Annotated in this window: 12 protein-coding genes; 8 read left to right on the forward strand and 4 right to left on the reverse strand. The window is 72.4% G+C overall.

The genetic code is table 11. The features are described from left to right. A partial coding sequence (locus DEH69_RS31115) for a transposase domain-containing protein (protein ID WP_181727576.1) occupies nt 1–312 on the reverse strand: 312 nt, incomplete at its 3' end. Between the two features lie 252 nt (nt 313–564). After that, nucleotides 565–1,464 carry a glycerophosphodiester phosphodiesterase family protein gene (locus DEH69_RS23785; RefSeq protein WP_113689035.1) on the reverse strand — a complete coding sequence of 300 codons (900 nt, stop codon included), beginning with the start codon at nt 1,462–1,464 and terminating at the stop codon, nt 565–567. Nucleotides 1,465–1,616: 152 nt separating this feature from the next. Here DEH69_RS23785 and uvrB point away from each other — a divergent pair, with 152 nt between their 5' ends. Both uvrB and DEH69_RS23795 read left to right on the forward strand, forming a co-directional pair. Beyond that, a complete protein-coding gene (gene uvrB / locus DEH69_RS23790; protein ID WP_113689036.1) occupies nt 1,617–3,722 on the forward strand; it encodes an excinuclease ABC subunit UvrB in 2,106 nt (701 codons plus the stop codon). Nucleotides 3,723–3,791: 69 nt separating this feature from the next. Continuing rightward, the gene (locus tag DEH69_RS23795) at nt 3,792–4,379 is read left to right on the forward strand and encodes a TerD family protein (protein ID WP_113689037.1); all 588 of its coding nucleotides are present in this window, start codon (nt 3,792–3,794) and stop codon (nt 4,377–4,379) included. Nucleotides 4,380–4,397: 18 nt separating this feature from the next. Here the strand turns inward: DEH69_RS23795 and DEH69_RS23800 are convergent, their stop codons facing one another. Both DEH69_RS23800 and uvrA read right to left on the reverse strand, forming a co-directional pair. Then, nucleotides 4,398–7,682 (reverse strand): phosphodiester glycosidase family protein, encoded by a 3,285-nt coding sequence (locus tag DEH69_RS23800; protein ID WP_113689088.1) that lies wholly within the window; start codon nt 7,680–7,682, stop codon nt 4,398–4,400. Between the two features lie 294 nt (nt 7,683–7,976). After that, nucleotides 7,977–10,922 carry an excinuclease ABC subunit UvrA gene (gene uvrA / locus DEH69_RS23805; protein ID WP_113689038.1) on the reverse strand — a complete coding sequence of 982 codons (2,946 nt, stop codon included), beginning with the start codon at nt 10,920–10,922 and terminating at the stop codon, nt 7,977–7,979. A gap of 218 nt (nt 10,923–11,140) precedes the next feature. On the opposite strand from uvrA, the gene DEH69_RS23810 reads away from it, so the two are divergent. The 6 genes from DEH69_RS23810 (at nt 11,141) to whiA (ending at nt 17,586) form a co-directional block, all read left to right on the forward strand. Next, nucleotides 11,141–11,827 carry a maleylpyruvate isomerase family mycothiol-dependent enzyme gene (locus DEH69_RS23810; protein WP_113689039.1) on the forward strand — a complete coding sequence of 229 codons (687 nt, stop codon included), beginning with the start codon at nt 11,141–11,143 and terminating at the stop codon, nt 11,825–11,827. 13 nt (nt 11,828–11,840) lie between these two features. Beyond that, nucleotides 11,841–12,497, forward strand: coding sequence for an MBL fold metallo-hydrolase (locus tag DEH69_RS23815; RefSeq protein ID WP_113689040.1), 657 nt, complete (start codon nt 11,841–11,843; stop codon nt 12,495–12,497). A 105-nt stretch (nt 12,498–12,602) separates the two neighbouring features. After that, on the forward strand, nt 12,603–14,576 hold the full coding sequence (gene uvrC, locus DEH69_RS23820) for an excinuclease ABC subunit UvrC (protein ID WP_113689041.1): 1,974 nt from the start codon (nt 12,603–12,605) through the stop codon (nt 14,574–14,576). A 59-nt stretch (nt 14,577–14,635) separates the two neighbouring features. Next, complete coding sequence (rapZ, locus tag DEH69_RS23825) at nt 14,636–15,559, forward strand: RNase adapter RapZ (protein ID WP_258534907.1); 924 nt, start codon at nt 14,636–14,638, stop codon at nt 15,557–15,559. Beyond that, nucleotides 15,560–16,618: a uridine diphosphate-N-acetylglucosamine-binding protein YvcK gene (gene yvcK / locus DEH69_RS23830; protein WP_113689042.1), complete on the forward strand. Its 1,059-nt coding sequence runs from the start codon at nt 15,560–15,562 to the stop codon at nt 16,616–16,618. Next, nucleotides 16,609–17,586 carry a DNA-binding protein WhiA gene (gene whiA, locus DEH69_RS23835; RefSeq protein WP_113689043.1) on the forward strand — a complete coding sequence of 326 codons (978 nt, stop codon included), beginning with the start codon at nt 16,609–16,611 and terminating at the stop codon, nt 17,584–17,586. The genes yvcK and whiA overlap by 10 nt, the downstream gene beginning before the upstream one ends. Nucleotides 17,587–17,752: the final 166 nt, after the last annotated feature.

Consider the following 17,752-nt stretch of genomic DNA (forward strand, 5'->3'; position numbering starts at 1 on the left):
GCGGGCGTGCCACAGTGCTGTCGCCGTGACCTCGGGCAGCGGCAGTGACCCTAAGGAAGCGGTGAGCTTTCGCCACACCGCCAGGTAGCCGCACTCGGCGAACAGGACTCCCGCCAGCAGCAGGTAGACCACCACCCGGGCAGGCAGCTTCCGCAACCGCCGCTGCGCGGCACCGCACTCGTCAAGCACCGCATCGACCATCTCGAACGGCACGATTCGCGTCAGCTCGCCCAGATGGCCCGGAGCGAAGACGCCTTCAGCTACCGCGATCTCGCGGGTGATGACACACTGACCCGACAGCGGAGCTCCCACGGTGAACGGCTTGTCTTGGCAGATGTCGTTCTACCGGAGCTCCGCTTCCTCATTCGGTCACGATCACCAGCCGAGACCCTCGCCACCCACCCATCAGCCCTTAACTTCACGGCCTTGGCCTAAAGCCGCCCACTGACAGCGAGGCGCGGGCGGCCTCGGCCCTCGGTCCGGCTCTCAGCCCGCGCCCCAGCCCTCACCTTCCAGCGCTCACCCTTCCAGTGCTCACCCTTCCAGTGCTCACCCTTCCAGTGCTCACCCTTTTAGGGCCCCGGCGATCACGTCCGGGTAGTTGCTGATGATGCCGTCCACCCCGAGATCGGCCACGGCCACGGCGGTGGGCCCGTCGTTCACCGTCCAGGCGTGCACCTCCAACGGCTCGCCCCTGGGCCCTTCCACGGCCTGGATCGCGGCCACGTAGTCGGCGCTCAGGTCGGTGTACCTGGGGTTGATCTGGTCGCTGAAGGCCGCGTACTCGGCGATGTCCCCGACCTCGGGCGTGCCGAGGAAGCCGGTCTTCACCTCGGGCGCGAGCTCGTGCACCGTGCGCACCGACGCGGCGCCGAAGCTCTGCATCACCAGCCGCTCCCCGGGACTGCGCGGATCCAGCCAGCCCAGCGACTCGAGCTCCGCCAGGATGTCCGCCTCGATGCCGGGGTAGAGCTCGGGCGCCTTCAGCTCGAGGAGCAGCCGCTGGTCGTGCGTTTCCAGGCGGTCGGCGAAGTCGGCGAGGGTGGGCACCGGCTCCCCGGCGAACTCCTCGCCGAACCAGCTGCCCGCGTCCAGGCGCGCGATCTCCGCCGCGGTGAAGTCGCCGACGTTCCACGGGGCGCGGTCGGGGAAGACCTCCTCCGCGTCGGTCGTCCGCTCCAGCGTGGTGTCGTGCATGAGGACGAGCACACCGTCGGCCGTGCGCTGCACATCCGTCTCGACCCACTCCGTGCCCGTCTCCGCCGCGGTGTCGACGGCGGCCAGGGTGTTCTCGGGGGCGTAGCCGGACGCCCCGCGGTGCGCGACCACGACAGGGCCGTCGGAGACGAGGGCGACGGGCAGCACGTCAGCCGTCGTCGCCTGCGCGGTGGGGGCGAGGCCGAAGGCGGCGAGGGTGACCGCGAGCAGCCACCCGGCCAGGCTGGCAGGGGGAGGGGACGGCATGGGGGGACTCCTTGTTCTCCGGTGACCGGCCGCGGGCAGGCTGCCCGCGGCCGGGAACGCACCGGGAGGAGAACGGTGACCGCCAGTTGAACACATGGCTACCGTCCGTCGGCGCGACGGCGTTGTCAGTGGGGGGCCGTACGGTGGATGGCATGCGGCCCGTTTCAGACATCGAACGCACCACGGCGCCCTTCGAGGTCGTCAGCCAGTACCAGCCGAGCGGTGACCAGCCCTCCGCGATCGCGGAGCTGGAGAAGCGCGTCACGGCGGGGGAGAAGGACGTCGTCCTGCTCGGTGCGACGGGCACGGGCAAGTCCGCGACGACGGCCTGGATGATCGAGCGGCTGCAACGCCCCACCCTCGTCATCGCGCCCAACAAGACGCTGGCCGCCCAGCTGGCGAACGAGTTCAGGGAGCTCCTGCCGAACAACGCGGTGGAGTACTTCGTCTCGTACTACGACTACTACCAGCCCGAGGCGTACGTCCCGCAGACGGACACCTACATCGAGAAGGACTCCTCGATCAACGAAGAGGTCGAGCGGCTGCGCCACTCCGCGACGAATTCGCTGCTCACCCGGCGCGACGTCGTCGTGGTCGCCTCCGTCTCGTGCATCTACGGCCTGGGCACGCCCCAGGAGTACGTGGACCGGATGGTGCCGCTGCGGATCGGGCAGGAGATCGACAGGGACGCCCTGCTGCGGCGCTTCGTCGACATCCAGTACACGCGCAACGACATGGCGTTCACCCGGGGCACCTTCCGGGTCAGGGGCGACACGATCGAGATCTTCCCCGTCTACGAGGAGCTGGCCGTCCGCATCGAGATGTTCGGCGACGAGATCGAGGCGCTCTCGACGCTGCACCCGCTCACGGGCGAGGTGATCTCGGACGACGACCACCTGTATGTGTTCCCCGCCTCGCACTATGTGGCGGGCCCCGAGCGCATGGAGCGGGCCATCTCGGGGATCGAGTCGGAGCTGGCCGAGCGGCTGGCCACGCTGGAGCAGCAGGGGAAGCTGCTCGAGGCGCAGCGGCTGCGGATGCGCACGACGTACGACATCGAGATGATGCGGCAGATCGGCACGTGCTCCGGCATCGAGAACTACTCGCTGCACATCGACGGCCGTGGCAGGGGCACCGCGCCGCACACCCTGCTCGACTACTTCCCCGACGACTTCCTGCTGGTCATCGACGAGTCGCACAACACCGTGCCTCAGATCGGCGCGATGTACGAGGGCGACGCCTCCCGCAAGCGCACCCTGGTCGAGCACGGCTTCCGGCTGCCCTCCGCCATGGACAACCGCCCGCTGAAGTGGGAGGAGTTCCTGGAGCGCGTCGGCCAGACCGTCTATCTCTCGGCCACCCCGGGCTCGTACGAGCTGTCCCGCGGCGACGGCGTCGTCGAGCAGATCATCCGCCCCACGGGCCTGGTCGACCCCGAGGTCGTCGTCAAGCCGACCGAGGGCCAGATCGACGACCTGGTGCACGAGATCCGCGGGCGCGCCGAGAAGGACGAGCGTGTGCTGGTCACCACGCTCACCAAGAAGATGGCCGAAGACCTCACCGACTACTTCCTCGAGCTGGGCATCCGGGTCCGCTATCTGCACAGCGACGTGGACACCCTGCGCCGGGTGGAGCTGCTGCGCGAGCTGCGCTCGGGGGAGTTCGACGTGCTCGTGGGGATCAACCTCCTGCGGGAGGGCCTTGACCTGCCCGAGGTGTCGCTCGTTGCCATCCTGGACGCCGACAAGGAGGGCTTCCTGCGCTCCGGCACGTCGCTGATCCAGACGATCGGCCGCGCCGCGCGGAACGTCTCGGGCCAGGTCCACATGTACGCCGACCGCATCACCCCGGCGATGGAGCGGGCCATCGAGGAGACCAACCGCCGCCGGGTCAAGCAGATCGCGTACAACGAGGAGCGCGGCATCGACCCGCAGCCGCTCCGCAAGAAGATCAACGACATCGTGGCCACGATCGCCCGCGAGGACATCGACACCCGGGAGCTGCTCGACACCGGGTACCGCAAGCCCGTCGAGGCGAAGAAGGGCAAGGCGCCGGTGCCGAGCGTCGCCCCGGGCGGCGGGCGCAAGGAGCTGACGGACCGGCCAGCGGCCGAGCTGGCCGAGACGATCGAGCAGCTCACCGAGCGGATGCGGGCCGCGGCGGCTGAGCTCCAGTTCGAGATCGCGGCTCGGCTGCGCGACGAGGTGTCCGACCTGAAGAAGGAGCTGCGCCAGATGCGCGAGGTCGGGCTGCGGTAGGGCGGGTACCCGGGCTTACCGTGGGCGGGTCGAGGGTCCGCGCGGCGGGCGCGGCCGAGGGGAGCGCACATGAGCGTCGAGCTGTCCCGGGGCGAGGAGATCGGCCTGGGCGCGGTGGATGACGGCGGGCCGAGCGTCATCCGCATGGGCCTGGGCTGGCGGGCGCTGCGCCGCCCCCGGGGCTTCCTCGGCAGGATGTTCGACAGCCGTCCCGACATCGACCTCGACGCCTCGGCCGTGCTGTTCGCCGGGGAACGGGCCCAGGACGTCGTCTACTTCAAGAAGCTGACGAGCGACGACGGCTCGGTGAGCCACACGGGCGACAGCACGATCGGGGGCGCGGGCCAGGAGGACGACGAGTCGATCGAGGTCGACCTGGGCAGGGTTCCGCCGGAGATCGACCAGATCGTCTTCACCGTCAGCTCGTTCACGGGCCAGCGCTTCACGCGCGTGCGCGACGCGTTTTGCCGGGTGGTCGACGCGGCCACCGGCACGGAGCTGGCGCGTTTCACCCTGGCCGGCGGCGGGGCGTCGACCGCGCAGATCATGGCCAAGGTGCGGCGCGAGGGCGCCGGGTGGCGGATGACCGCCCTGGGCGCCCCCGCCTCGGGCCGCACGTTCCAGGATCTGCTCCCGGCGATCAGGCCCCACCTCTGACCAGGCCCCCGGGGGCGCTCAGCGCGTGATCCGCACCTCCACGCTCCGCCGCTCGCCCGCCACCGTGACCTCCAGGGTCACCGTGCCGGGCCGCAGCCCGGTGAGCTGGCCCGTCGCCGGATCGAACGCCGCCACGTCGCGGGGCCGCGCCTCCTCGGGGTCGCCCACGTGCAGCGACCTGGAGCCGCCCCAGTCGGCGCTCACCGGGAACGCCACCGGCACCTCGCGCGTTCCGCCCGGCACCTCCTGCGCCACCGTCGCCCCGGCCGCCGCCGCCTCGCCGACCCTCAGCGTGCGCGGCGCGTCCAGCGTCAGCCCGTCGACATGCGGCCTGGTCTGCACCGACAGCCAGTCGGGCCGCGCCTCGTGGGGGTTGCGCCGGGCCCCGGCCTGCTCGGCCGCCCCGATCCGGTCCACGCCCACGAGCGCCCAGCCGGAGAAGCCGCCCTCGTCCGGCGGGGCGGCCGGGGCCTTGCCCGCGTTCCCGCCGATGAAGTAGGGCACCCCGTCCAGGTGGTAGGAGTCGAAGATCCCCACATGGGCGCCGAACCAGGCGGCGCCCTTGCCGGTCTCGCGCCGGAAGTCGGCCAGCCAGTCCTCGACCAGCGCGGCCTCGTGGCGGTCGGTCAGCTGGCTCGCGGGCTGCGCCGTGGTGTCGCGCGGCGGCACATGGGCCAGCACCACCACGGAGTCCACCGACCGGTCGTCCGCCGCGGCGTCCAGCTGCGCGCGCAGCTCCCGGAACTGCTCGTAGCCGCCGCCCCTGATCGTCAGCGACGACGTGTCCAGCGTCACGAACCGGGTGCGCCGGTGGTCGAACGTGACGCGGCTCTCGCCGAACTCCGCCTCGAACTCCTCGATGGAGCCGCCCATCACCTCGTGGTTGCCCGGCACGTAGTACCAGGGCAGCCCGTCGCCCAGCTCCTCCTCGATCACCGCGCGGGCGAAGTCCAGGTCGGCGGGCGAGCCCTCGTCCACCCAGTCGCCGTTGATCACGACGAAGTCCGGATCGGCGGCCCGCACCTCACGCAGCGAACGCCGGGCCGCGGCCACCGTCTCGCTGTCCGGGTCGCGCGCCACGAACTGGGCGTCCGAGACCACCGCGAACCGCCAGTCGCGTTCGGCAGCCTCGGTGCCCGGGGCGATCAGCGGGTCGGCGTACGCGTCCGCGGGCGGCAGCTCCACCTCGGGCGGGGTCTGCGCGCGCAGCTCGTCGATCACGATGTCGCCGGTGTAGCTCTGCTCGGGCCGCGTCTCGGCCACGTAGAAGCGGCGCACCGACAGCGGATAGGCGATGCCGTCGGGCACGGTGAACGTGAGCTGCCGCCAGCCCTCCCAGTCGATGTGGTCGCCGCGCAGCACCTGCGCCGTGCCGCGCGCGTCCACCAGGTGCAGCGAGGGCCACGCCCCGCGCCCGTCGCCGTCCAGCCACAGCGTGAAGCTCTGCGGCTGGCCCGGCACCGGGATGTCGGCCTCGGGGGTGGCATAGGCGGCCCTGGTCGCGGTGGACAGGCCGAAGTCGTATGTCATGCGCAGCGCCGCGCCCTCCTGGCCCGCGGGCTCGGGCAGCAGCTCGCCGTCGGCGCGGGCGTGGCTGAACTCCCAGGCGCCGGCGTCCTCGAAGTCGGCGACCGTGGTGTCGTCGAGCCCTACGGTGACGGCTACCGCGGTGGTCACGCCGTTCACCTCGACGCCGATCCGGCCCGAGGCGGAGGGCGCGCCCGACGCGGCGCGCACCGTGAAGCCGCCCGCCTCGGGGGCGGGCTCGACGGTGAACAGCGAGGCGTCGTAGTCGAGTCGGGCGTCGGCGGGCTCGATGGGCGCGGAGTTCCCCGCGGCGTCGTGGCCCAGGAGCCCGAAGGCGCCGGTGGCCCGCGCGTCGGCGAGCCCGACGCGCTGCGTGGTGGGCGAAAGGCGTTCCAGCGGGCCGAGCACCGTCAGGTCGAGCGAGCCCTCGGCGCCCCGGCGCACCGCGGTGACCCGGGCGGTGCCGGGCCGCTCGGCGCGGAAGACGCCGTCGTCGCCGACGGTGCCGACCCGCCGCCGGTCGCTGAGCCAGCGGGCGGGGGCGCCATCGGCGGGGCCATAGGTCTCGTCGTGCGCGGTGGCCGTCAACTGCCGGGTGAGCCCGGGGAAGACCCGGTCGGGGTGGCCGCCGGGCACGGCGCCCGCGGTCGGCGCCTCGGCGGGGTCGGCGGCCGTTGCGACGCGGAAGCCGGTGACATCGCCGCTGCCCACAGGGGCGGTCAGGGCCAGGCCGTTGGGCACCAGGCGCTCGGTGCCGTCGGACGGGCTGTTGCGCACGGTCGGCGCGGCGGCGCCGGGGTCCCTGGCCAGCAGGGTGCTCGAGCCGCCGCCGTCCAGGTTGAGCGCGGACCAGGCGCCCAGGTCGTCCATCATCACGGCCAGCTCGGTCAGGGTGACGCCGCCGGAGTGCGCCTGCCGCCCGTCCACGGTCAGCACATGCATCTCCTGGCCGTCGCGGGAGAAGCCCACGGCGGTGCGGGGGGCTGTGGGGTTGTTGGGCAGGCCCTCCCAGTTCCGTGGCTCGCCGTCCTCGACGAGCACGCCGCGGCCGCCGACCGCGGTGACCGGCAGCGGCGAGCCGTCGCCGGTGCGCGGCGCGTACTCCAGGTCGACCGGGTCGCCCGGGGCCAGCCCGGAGAGGGTGGCCGACCCGGCGTCGCGGCCCAGGAGAACGGTGGCCCCCTCGGGTATCGGGCCGTTGCCCGGCGCGTCGCCGACCGAGACGACCGCGCCGTCCTCCACCAGGACCTCGGTGACGCCGGTGGCCCCGCTCACCGGGAGCGAACGGTCGGCCTCGCCCCACTGCGGGGTGTAGACGCCGATGCCGTCGGCCGGGACGAGCGGGGCGTTGAACGCGTCGAGCGCGGCCTCGCCCGAGGGCAGCGTGAGCGTGCCGTCGAAGTACAGCTCCAGGATGCGGCCCGCGCTCCCCGGGCCGATGCCCACCGCCTCGTGGGCGCCGTCGGTGGGCGACTGCGTCAGCTCGCCGCCCGAGATCCCGGCGCCCAGCGGGGCGCTCGTGGCGTTGATGTCGAAGAAGTCGGCGTTGACGGCCGCGACGGTGGTCCGGCCATCGCCCGCGTCGTGCCCGGCCACCAGCTCGCTCACCGGAGCCGCGTCGGCGACCCGGCCTGGGGAGAGGTAGTCGACGCGCAGGTCGCTCGTCAGGTCGATGCTGAGCGCCTGGGCGCTGAGCCACTTGTCGGATTCGAGCCGCTGGAACGTCGTCAGCTCGGCGCCCGGCGCGATCGGTTGCTCGGTGCGCGACAGCTCCATGCCGTCGCGGTCGGCCACCCCCGCGGGGGTGGCCCAGGCGACCGTCGGCGCGGGACCTGCGGGCGCGTGGGCGGCGCCCGGTGGCGCGAGCCCGAGCGTCAGAGCGGTCGCGGCCCCCGCCGCGATGAGTGAACGTGCGCGCAGCCCCCTGCGCACAGCGATTCCTGGCACGGGTACTCCCTAGAAACGCTTGCCCTGTCTGCGCGTTGAGCGCATCCAGCGGCACAGCGTCCCAAGGGAGCCATCAGCGCACCAGAGGGAGGCCGGGAACTTTCGGGAAACAACTCACCCGGCTCAGCGGCTCCGTGACGCACCGGCACGCGCGCGCTTCTGCGCCGCGCGCCGGGGGGCGCCGCCGCCCGCGGCCCCGCCCGCCGCGCCGCCCGCGGCATCGCTCACCGCGTCGCCGAGCAGGTCCCGCAGGAACTTCCCCGTGTGGCTCGCGGGCACCGACGCGACCTGCTCGGGCGTGCCCTCGGCGATCACGGTGCCCCCGGCGAACCCGCCTTCGGGCCCCATGTCGACCACCCAGTCCGCGGTCTTGATCACATCGAGGTTGTGCTCGATGACGATCACGGTGTTCCCCTTGTCGACCAGGTCGGACAGGACCGCGATCAGGCGGCGGATGTCCTCGAAGTGCAGACCCGTCGTCGGCTCGTCCAGGACGTAGACCGTCGAGCCGGTGGAGCGCCGCTGGAGCTCGGACGCGAGCTTGACCCGCTGCGCCTCGCCGCCGGAGAGCGTGGTGGCGGGCTGGCCGAGCCTGACATAGCCGAGCCCCACGTCGTTGAGCGTGCGCAGGTGCCGGGAGATCGCGGGCACCGCCTCGAAGAAGTCCATCGCCTCCTCGATCGGCATGTCCAGCACCTCGGCGATGGACTTCCCCTTGTAGTGCACCTCGAGCGTCTCGCGGTTGTACCGGGCGCCGTGGCAGACCTCGCACGGGACGTAGACGTCGGGCAGGAAGTTCATCTCGATCTTGATGGTGCCGTCGCCCGAGCAGTTCTCGCAGCGGCCGCCCTTGACGTTGAACGAGAACCGCCCCGGCTGGTACCCGCGGACCTTCGCCTCGGCCGTCTCCGCGAACAGGCGCCTGACGTGGTCGAAGACGCCGGTGTAGGTCGCGGGGTTCGACCGGGGGGTGCGGCCGATCGGCGACTGGTCGACGTGCACGACCTTGTCCACCAGGTCGTCCCCGGTGATCCGGGTGTGCCGCCCAGGAACGCCCTTCGCGCCGTTCAGCTCGCGGGCGAGGTGGGTGTAGAGGATGTCGTTCACCAGGGTGGACTTGCCCGAGCCCGAGACGCCGGTGACCGCTGTCAGCACGCCGACGGGGAACGACACGTCGATGTCCCTGAGGTTGTGCTCGCGCGCGCCGTGCACCGTCAGCAGCCGGTCCTCGTCCACCGGGCGGCGCCGCTTCGGCGTCGGGATGCTGCGCGCGCCGGAGAGGTACTGGCCGGTCAGCGACGCCTCGTTGGTCAGCAGCTCGGCCAGCGGCCCGCTGTGCACCACCTCGCCGCCGTGCTCGCCCGCCCCTGGGCCGATGTCCACGACCCAGTCGGATGTCTTGATGGTGTCCTCGTCGTGCTCGACGACGATCAGGGTGTTCCCCAGGTCGCGCAGGCGGACCAGGGTCTCGATCAGCCGGTGGTTGTCCCGCTGGTGCAGGCCGATCGACGGCTCGTCCAGGACGTAGAGCACCCCGACCAGGCCCGAGCCGATCTGCGTGGCCAGCCTGATCCGCTGCGCCTCGCCGCCGGAGAGGCTGCCTGCGGCGCGGCTGAGCGACAGGTAGTCGAGGCCGACGTCCACCAGGAAGCGCAGCCGCTCGTTGACCTCCTTGAGCACGCGCTCGGCGATCGCCTTCTCCCGCGCGGACAGCGTCATCCCGCGCAGGAAGTCGGCGCACTCGCTGATCGACATCGAGGAGACCTCGGCGATCGACCTCCCCTGCACCGTGACCGCGAGCACCAGCGGCTTCAGCCGCGTGCCGTGGCAGGCGGGGCAGGGCGCCTCGCGCATGTACCCCTCGAAGCGCTCCCTGCTCGAGTCCGTCTCCGCCTCCGCGTGGCGGCGCCTGATGAATGGCAGCACGCCCTCGAACGCCGTGGTGTAGGCCCGCTCCTGGCCATGGCGGTTCTCGTAGCGGACCTCGATCTTGGTCTTGTGCCCGTTGAGCAGGGCCTTGCGCGCCCGCTGCGGCAGCCCCTCCCAGGGGATGTCGGTGCGGAAGTTGAGGGCGTCGCCGAGGGCGCCGATCAGGAGGTTGAAGTATCCCTTGGTGTGCCCGTGCGACCACGGGTGGATGGCGCCCTCGTCGAGCGTCTTCTCCGGGTCGGGGATGATCAGCTCGGGGTCCACCTCCATCCGCGTCCCGATGCCGGTGCACTCGGGGCAGGCGCCGAACGGGGAGTTGAACGAGAACGAGCGCGGCTCCAGCTCCTCGAACGACAGGTCGTCATACGGGCAGTACAGGTGCTCGGAGAACATCCGCTCGCGCTGCGGGTCGTCCTCGGGCAGGTCGACGAAGTCGAGCACGACCATGCCGCCGGACAGCCCGAGCGCGGTCTCGACCGAGTCGGTCAGCCGCCGCTTGGCGCTCTCCTTGACGGTGAGGCGGTCCACGACCACCTCGATCGTGTGCTTCTCCTGCTTTTTCAGCTTGGGCGGGTCGGTGAGCTGGACCGTCGCCCCGTCCACCCGCGCCCGGCTGTACCCCTTGGTCTGGAGGTCGGCGAAGAGGTCGGCGAACTCGCCCTTGCGCTCGCGCACCAGCGGCGAGAGCACCTGGAAGCGGCTGCCCTCGTCCAGCGAGAGCACCTTGTCCACGATGGCCTGCGGCGACTGCCGCGCGATCGGCCTGGCGCACTCGGGGCAGTGCGGCTTGCCGATGCGGGCGAACAGCAGCCGCAGGTAGTCGTAGACCTCGGTGATCGTGCCGACGGTCGAGCGGGGGTTGCGCGACGTGGACTTCTGGTCGATCGAGACGGCGGGGGAGAGCCCCTCGATGAAGTCGACGTCGGGCTTGTCCATCTGCCCCAGGAACTGCCGTGCGTACGCCGAGAGCGACTCGACGTAACGGCGCTGGCCCTCGGCGAAGATCGTGTCGAAGGCGAGCGAGGACTTGCCAGAGCCCGACAGCCCGGTGAACACGATGAGCGAGTCGCGCGGCAGGTCGAGCGAGACATTCCGGAGATTGTGCTCGCGAGCGCCACGAACGATGAGTCGGTCGGCCACGCCGGATGGCACCTTTCGTGAATTCTGCTGTGGTCCTGGGGCGGAGAGCTCCGGGGCGGCGCCGGACGGGCACCCTAGTCCAAGACTAGGGGCGGCCTCTGACACCCGGCCCTGAAAGCGGTGGAATCCCGCGGTCCGCACTCTATAGTACGCGCGTTCGATTCCCCGTATTCCTCGGCCAACTTCACTCGATGGAGTGGTGCCGTTAGCGTGTGGCCATGAGCCGACCACAAGCGGACCTCGCGGGCCTCCGCGGCGCCACCGACGACCTCGTCCTCGCCCTCTCGGCCGTGGACGACGACGCCCTCACCGGCCCTTCCCTGCTCCCCGGATGGACCCGCGGCCACGTCGTCTCCCACCTCGCGCGCAACGCCGACGCGCTGGTCAACGTCCTCGAAGGCCACCCCATGTACAGCAGCGAGGAGGCCCGCGACGCCGACATCGAGCGGGGCGCCGCCCGGCCCGCCGACGAGCACCGCGCCGACGTCCGCGACAGCGGCGACCGCCTCGCCGACGCCTTCGACGCCCTCGACGACGCGCGCTGGAAGGCGAAGGTCGCCCTGCGCAACGGCGTCACCGACCACGCGCACACCCTGCCCCTGCGCCGCTGGGTCGAGGTCGAGCTGCACCACCTCGACCTGGACATCGGCCGCACCGTGGCCGACCTCTCCGGCGCCTTCACCGACCGCGCCGCCGACTACCTCACCGCCCGCTTCGCCGGACACCCCGACGTCCCCCCGCTCGAGCTGCGCGCCGAGGACGGCCGCGTGTGGCACACGGGCCGCGAGGGCGCCCGCGACATCGTCGTCGGCACCCCGCCCGCCCTCGTCGGCTGGCTCAGCGGCCGCACCTCGGGCAGCGGCCTGACCACAGGCGGATCGCTCCCCGCCCTGCCGCCGCTGTGACACACTGACGGCCATGTCCTACACCGGAAGGGTCACGGTCGGCGGCCCCGCCGACGCGCACGAGCTGGCGAAGCTGATCATCTCCAAGGCCGCCGTCGGCCCCATGGAGAACAACGCCTACCTGCTGCGCTGCCGCGAGACCGGGGAACAGCTCCTGATCGACGCCGCGGCCGAGCCCGAGACCCTGCTCGCCCTCATCGGCGACGACGGCGTCGCGGGCGTGGTCACCACCCACCGCCACGGCGACCACTGGCAGGCACTCGACGCGGTGGTGCGCGCCACGGGGGCGCGCACCTACGCCGGGCGGCACGACGCCGACGGCATCCCCGTGCCCACCGACGTGCCCGTCGACGACGGCGACGAAATCCCCGTGGGCGCGTGCCGCCTGACGGCCCGCCACCTGGTCGGCCACACCCCGGGCTCCATCGCGCTGGTCTACAACGACCCCGAGGGCCACCCGCACGTCTTCACCGGCGACTGCCTCTTCCCCGGCGGCGTGGGCAACACCCGAGGCGACCACGCGGCGTTCACGCGCCTGCTCGACGACGTGGAGGCCAAGCTGTTCGGGCCGCTCCCCGACGAGACATGGGTCTACCCCGGGCACGGCGACGACACCACGCTGGGCGCCGAGCGCCCCCACATCCCCGCCTGGCGCGAACGCGGCTGGTGACCCCTCCGGCCGACCCCTGGACCGGCCCGCGGCCGACGCCCCGGCCGGCCCCGCGGCCCATGCCACGGTCACTCACTGTCAGTTGCCGGCAGTAGGGTTGCGTCCATGGCCGATCCCTCCAGCTACCGCCCGAGCCCGGGTGACATCCCCGACTCGCCCGGGGTGTACCGCTTCCGGGACCAGCACCGCCGGGTGATCTACGTCGGGAAGGCCAAGAGCCTGCGCCAGCGCCTCCCCTCCTACTTCCAGGACCTCGCGGGCCTCCACCCCAGGACCGCCACGATGGTCACCACCGCGGCCTCCGTCGAGTGGACCGTGGTCTCCACGGAGGTTGAGGCGCTCCAGCTCGAGTACTCCTGGATCAAGGAGTACGACCCCAGGTTCAACGTCAAGTACCGCGACGACAAGAGCTATCCTTCGCTCGCCGTCACGATGGGCGAGGAATACCCCCGCGCCCAGGTCATGCGCGGCCCCAAGCGCAAGGGCGTGCGGTACTTCGGCCCGTACGCCCACGCCTGGGCCATCCGCGAGACCGTCGACCTGCTGCTGCGCGTCTTCCCCGTCCGCACGTGCTCCGCCGGGGTGTTCAAGCGAGCCAGGGCCGTCGACCGCCCCTGCCTCCTCGGGTACATCGACAAGTGCTCCGCGCCCTGCACAGGCCGCGTCAGCGCCGAGGAGCACCGCGAGTTGGCCGAGGAGTTCTGCGACTTCATGGCCGGGCGCACGGGCGCCTATCTGCGCCGTCTCGAGGAGCGGATGCACGAGGCCGCCGAGGCCCTGGAGTACGAGAGGGCGGGCCGCCTGCGCGACGACATCGAGGCGCTGCGCCGCGCCATGGAGAAGAACGCCGTGGTGCTCGCCGACGCCACCGACGCGGACCTGATCGCCGTCGCCGACGACGAGCTCGAGGCCGCCGTCCAGATCTTCCACGTGCGCGGCGGCCGGGTGCGGGGCCAGCGCGGCTGGGTCACCGACAAGGTCGAGCAGGTCACCACCGCCGACCTCGTGGAGTCGGCCGTCCAGCAGCTCTACGGCGAGGAGAGCGGCGAGAGCGTCCCCCGCGAGGTCCTGGTCCCCGCCGTCCCCGACCCGCCGGGGCCGCTCAGCGAATGGCTCACCCAGCGCCGCGGCTCCCGGGTCAGCCTGCGCGTGCCCCGGCGCGGCGACAAGCGCGACCTGCTCGAGACCGTCGCGCGCAACGCCAAGCAGTCCCTCGCCCTGCACAAGACCAAGCGCGCCTCCGACCTGACCACCCGCTCCCGCGCCATCGAGGAGATCGCCGAGGCCCTGGCGCTCGACTCCGCACCGCTGCGCATCGAGTGCTTCGACATCTCCCACCTCCAGGGCGACGACGTCGTGGCGTCCATGGTCGTCTTTGAGGACGGCCTGGCCCGCAAGAGCGAGTACCGGAGGTTCCAGATCAAGGGCTTCGCCGGGCAGGACGACGTGCGTTCCATGCACGAGGTCGTCTCCCGCCGCTTTCGCCGCTACCTGCGCGAGCGCGAGCGGACCGGCGAGTGGGCCGTGGAGGAACCGGACGACGAGGCTCCGGCGTCCCCCCGTACGGACGACGGCCGCCCCAGGCGCTTCGCCTACCCGCCCCAGCTCGTGGTGGTGGACGGCGGGGCACCCCAGGTGGCCGCCGCCAGGCGGGCCATGGACGAGCTGGGGGTGGACGACGTCGCCGTCTGCGGGCTGGCCAAGCGCCTCGAAGAGGTCTGGCTCCCCGGCGAGGACGACCCGGTGATCCTGCCCCGCACGAGCGAGGGCCTCTACCTCCTCCAGCGGGTGCGTGACGAGGCGCACCGCTTCGCGATCCGCTACCAGCGGGGCAAGAGGTCACAATCGATAAGGAAGGGTCCCCTCGACGCCGTGCCCGGCCTCGGGGAGACCCGGAAGAAAGCCCTGCTCAAGCACTTCGGCTCGGTCAAGCGGCTGCGCGCCGCCACGGTCGAGGAGATCTGCGAGGTGCCGGGGGTGGGCCGCAGGACCGCCGAGACGGTCGCCGCGGCGCTCGCCCGGGACGGCCACCCCGCCCCGGCGGTCAACACCGCCACCGGCGAGATCATCGAGGACTGAGCGGGGACAGCGCAGCCCACACAGTCGCTACAAGGAATGAGACAGGCGGGGGACACAACATGAGCGAACAGACCAGAGGCGAGGACGAGCCGGCCACTGCCGTCGGCACCGAGGAGACCCTCACCACCCCGGAGCTGGTGATCATCTCGGGGATGTCGGGCGCCGGCCGGTCCACCGCGGCCAAGTGCCTCGAGGACCTCGGCTGGTTCGTGGTCGACAACCTGCCGCCGGCCCTCATCCCCACGATGGTGGACCTCGGCGCCCGCTCGCAGGGGAACGTCGCGCGGATCGCCGTCGTCGTCGACGTCAGGGGGCGCGGCTTCTTCGACAGCCTGCGGGAATCCCTCACGGACCTCGACACCAAGGGCGTCACCCGCCGCATCGTGTTCCTCGAAGCCTCGGACAACGCCCTCGTCCAGCGCTTCGAGTCCGTGCGCAGGCCGCACCCGCTCCAGGGCGAAGGCCGCATCGTCGACGGCATCGCCGCCGAGCGCGACCTGCTGCGCGAGCTGCGCGGCGACGCCGACCTGGTGATCGACACCTCCAACCTGAACGTGCACGAGCTGCGCGCCAAGATGGACGCCCAGTTCACCAGCGGCGACGAGCCCGAGCTGCGGGCCACGGTCATGTCCTTCGGGTACAAGTACGGCCTCCCGGTGGACGCCGACCACGTGGTCGACTGCCGCTTCCTGCCCAACCCCCACTGGGTCCCCGAGCTGCGCCCCTACACGGGCACGAGCGAGGAGGTCGCCGGGTACGTGTTCAACCAGCCGGGCGCCAAGGAGTTCCTCGACCGCTACGCCGAGCTGCTTCAGCTGATCGCCACCGGGTACCGCCGCGAGGGCAAGAGGTATGTCACCATCGCCGTCGGCTGCACCGGCGGCAAGCACCGCAGCGTGGCGATGTCCGAGCGGCTGGCCAGACGGCTGGCCGCGGAAGGCGTCGAAACGGTCGTCGTGCACCGGGACATGGGGCGCGAGTAGATGCCGCGAAAGGGCGTCCGGCAGCGCCGGAACGCAGACAGCAGGGACGGCGGCGTCCGCCGCCCGCTGCGCACCCTGCGCGGCGGGCGGCGGAGCGCCCAGCCCAAGGTCGTCGCCCTCGGCGGCGGCATGGGGCTCTCCGCCTCGCTGACCGCGCTGCGCCGCATCACCGGTGACCTCACCGCCGTCGTCACCGTGGCCGACGACGGCGGCTCGAGCGGTCGGCTCCGCGACGAGCTTGGCGTGCTGCCCCCCGGCGACCTGCGCAAGGCCCTCGCGGCGCTGTGCGGGGACGACGAGTGGGGCCGCACGTGGTCCGAGGTGGTCCAGCACCGCTTCACCAGCGAGGGCGCCCTCCACGACCACGCCGTGGGCAACCTCCTGATCGTCGCCCTGTGGGAGCAGCTCGGCGACCATGTGCGCGCCCTCGACCTGGTCGGCAAGCTGCTTGGCGCCCATGGCCGCGTGCTCCCCATGTCGGCCGTCCCCCTCCAGCTCGAGGCCGAGGTCCGCGGCCATGAGCCCGATCGCCCCGAAGAGCTGAGCCGCGTCCGCGGCCAGGCCGCCGTGGCCCTCACCCCCGGCGAGGTCACCCAGGTCATGCTCGTCCCGCACGACCCGCCCGCCGTGCCCGAGGCCGTCGAGGCCGTGCTGGACGCCGACTGGGTGGTCCTTGGCCCCGGCTCGTGGTTCTCCTCCGTGATCCCCCACCTGCTCGTCCCCGACCTCCTCGACGCCCTCACCGGCACCAGGGCGCGCCGCGTGCTGTCCCTCAACCTCGCCCCCCAGCCCGGCGAAACTGATGGGTTCTCCCCGCAGCGTCATGTGGAGGTTTTGGTACAACACGCCCCTAAACTCGCCTTTGACGTGGTGCTGGCGGACCGGGCCGCGGTGCCGGACCAGGAGAGTCTGCGCCGGGCGGCCGAGCGGCTGGGGGCCGAAGTCGTGCTGGCCCCCGTGGCCGCCCCTGACGGCTCCCCGCGACATGACCCGGAGCTGCTTGCCGCCGCGTATGACCGTGTTTTTCGGATGCATGGAAGGATCGGCCCATGGCGATGACGGCTGCGGTGAAGGACGAGATCTCCCGGCTTCCCGTCACCCGCACCTGCTGCCGCAAGTCGGAGGTGTCGTCGATCCTGCGCTTCGCGGGCGGCCTGCACCTGGTCAGCGGGCGGATCGTGATCGAGGCCGAGCTGGACACCGGGATCGCCGCCAGACGGCTGCGCCGGGACATCCTCGAGATCTTCGGGCACGCCTCCGACCTGCTGGTGATGGCCCCCGGCGGGCTGCGCCGCGGCAGCCGTTACGTCGTGCGGGTGGTCGCGGGAGGCGACCAGCTGGCCCGGCAGACCGGCCTCGTCGACGGCAGGGGGCGCCCGATCAGGGGCCTGCCGCCCCAGGTGGTCTCGGGGGCGACGTGCGACGCCGAGGCCGCCTGGCGCGGGGCGTTCCTCGCGCATGGCTCGCTCACCGAGCCCGGGCGCTCCTCCTCCCTCGAGGTCACCTGCCCCGGGCCCGAGGCCGCCCTCGCCCTCGTCGGCGCGGCCCGCCGCCTCCAGATCAGCGCCAAGGCCCGCGAGGTCCGCAGCGTGGACCGCGTGCAGGTCAGGGACGGCGACGCGATCGGCGCCCTGCTGACCCGCCTCGGCGCGCACGAGTCCGTGCTCGCCTGGGAGGAGCGCCGCATGCGCCGCGAGGTGCGGGCCACCGCCAACCGCCTGGCCAACTTCGACGACGCGAACCTCCGGCGCTCCGCCCGCGCCGCCGTGGCCGCGGGCGCCCGCGTGCAGCGCGCCCTGGAGATCCTGGGCGAGGAGGTTCCCGACCACCTCGCCGCCGCGGGGCGGCTGCGCATGGAGCACAAGCAGGCGTCGCTCGAGGAGCTGGGCGCCCTGGCCGACCCGCCGCTGACCAAGGACGCCGTCGCGGGGCGCATCCGCCGCCTGCTCGCGATGGCCGACAAGCGCGCGCAGGACCTCGGCATCCCTGGCACCGAGGCGAGCCTCACGGAGGAGATGGTCGGCTGAGCCGGCCCCCGGCGCGAGGGGCGCGCACGCCGGTGTCCCCGGCCGCCGCACGCCCGGTCGGTGTCACCCGGAAAGCCCGGGCGCGGTAGGGTCGGTCGTGGTCGGGGACATCCCAATACAGCATCGCCGGTGTTCGTTTCACCGACGTACCAACGAGGAGATCGGT

The sequence above is a fragment of the Streptomyces sp. PT12 genome, from assembly GCF_003311645.1.
Lineage (GTDB): Bacteria > Actinomycetota > Actinomycetes > Streptomycetales > Streptomycetaceae > Streptomyces.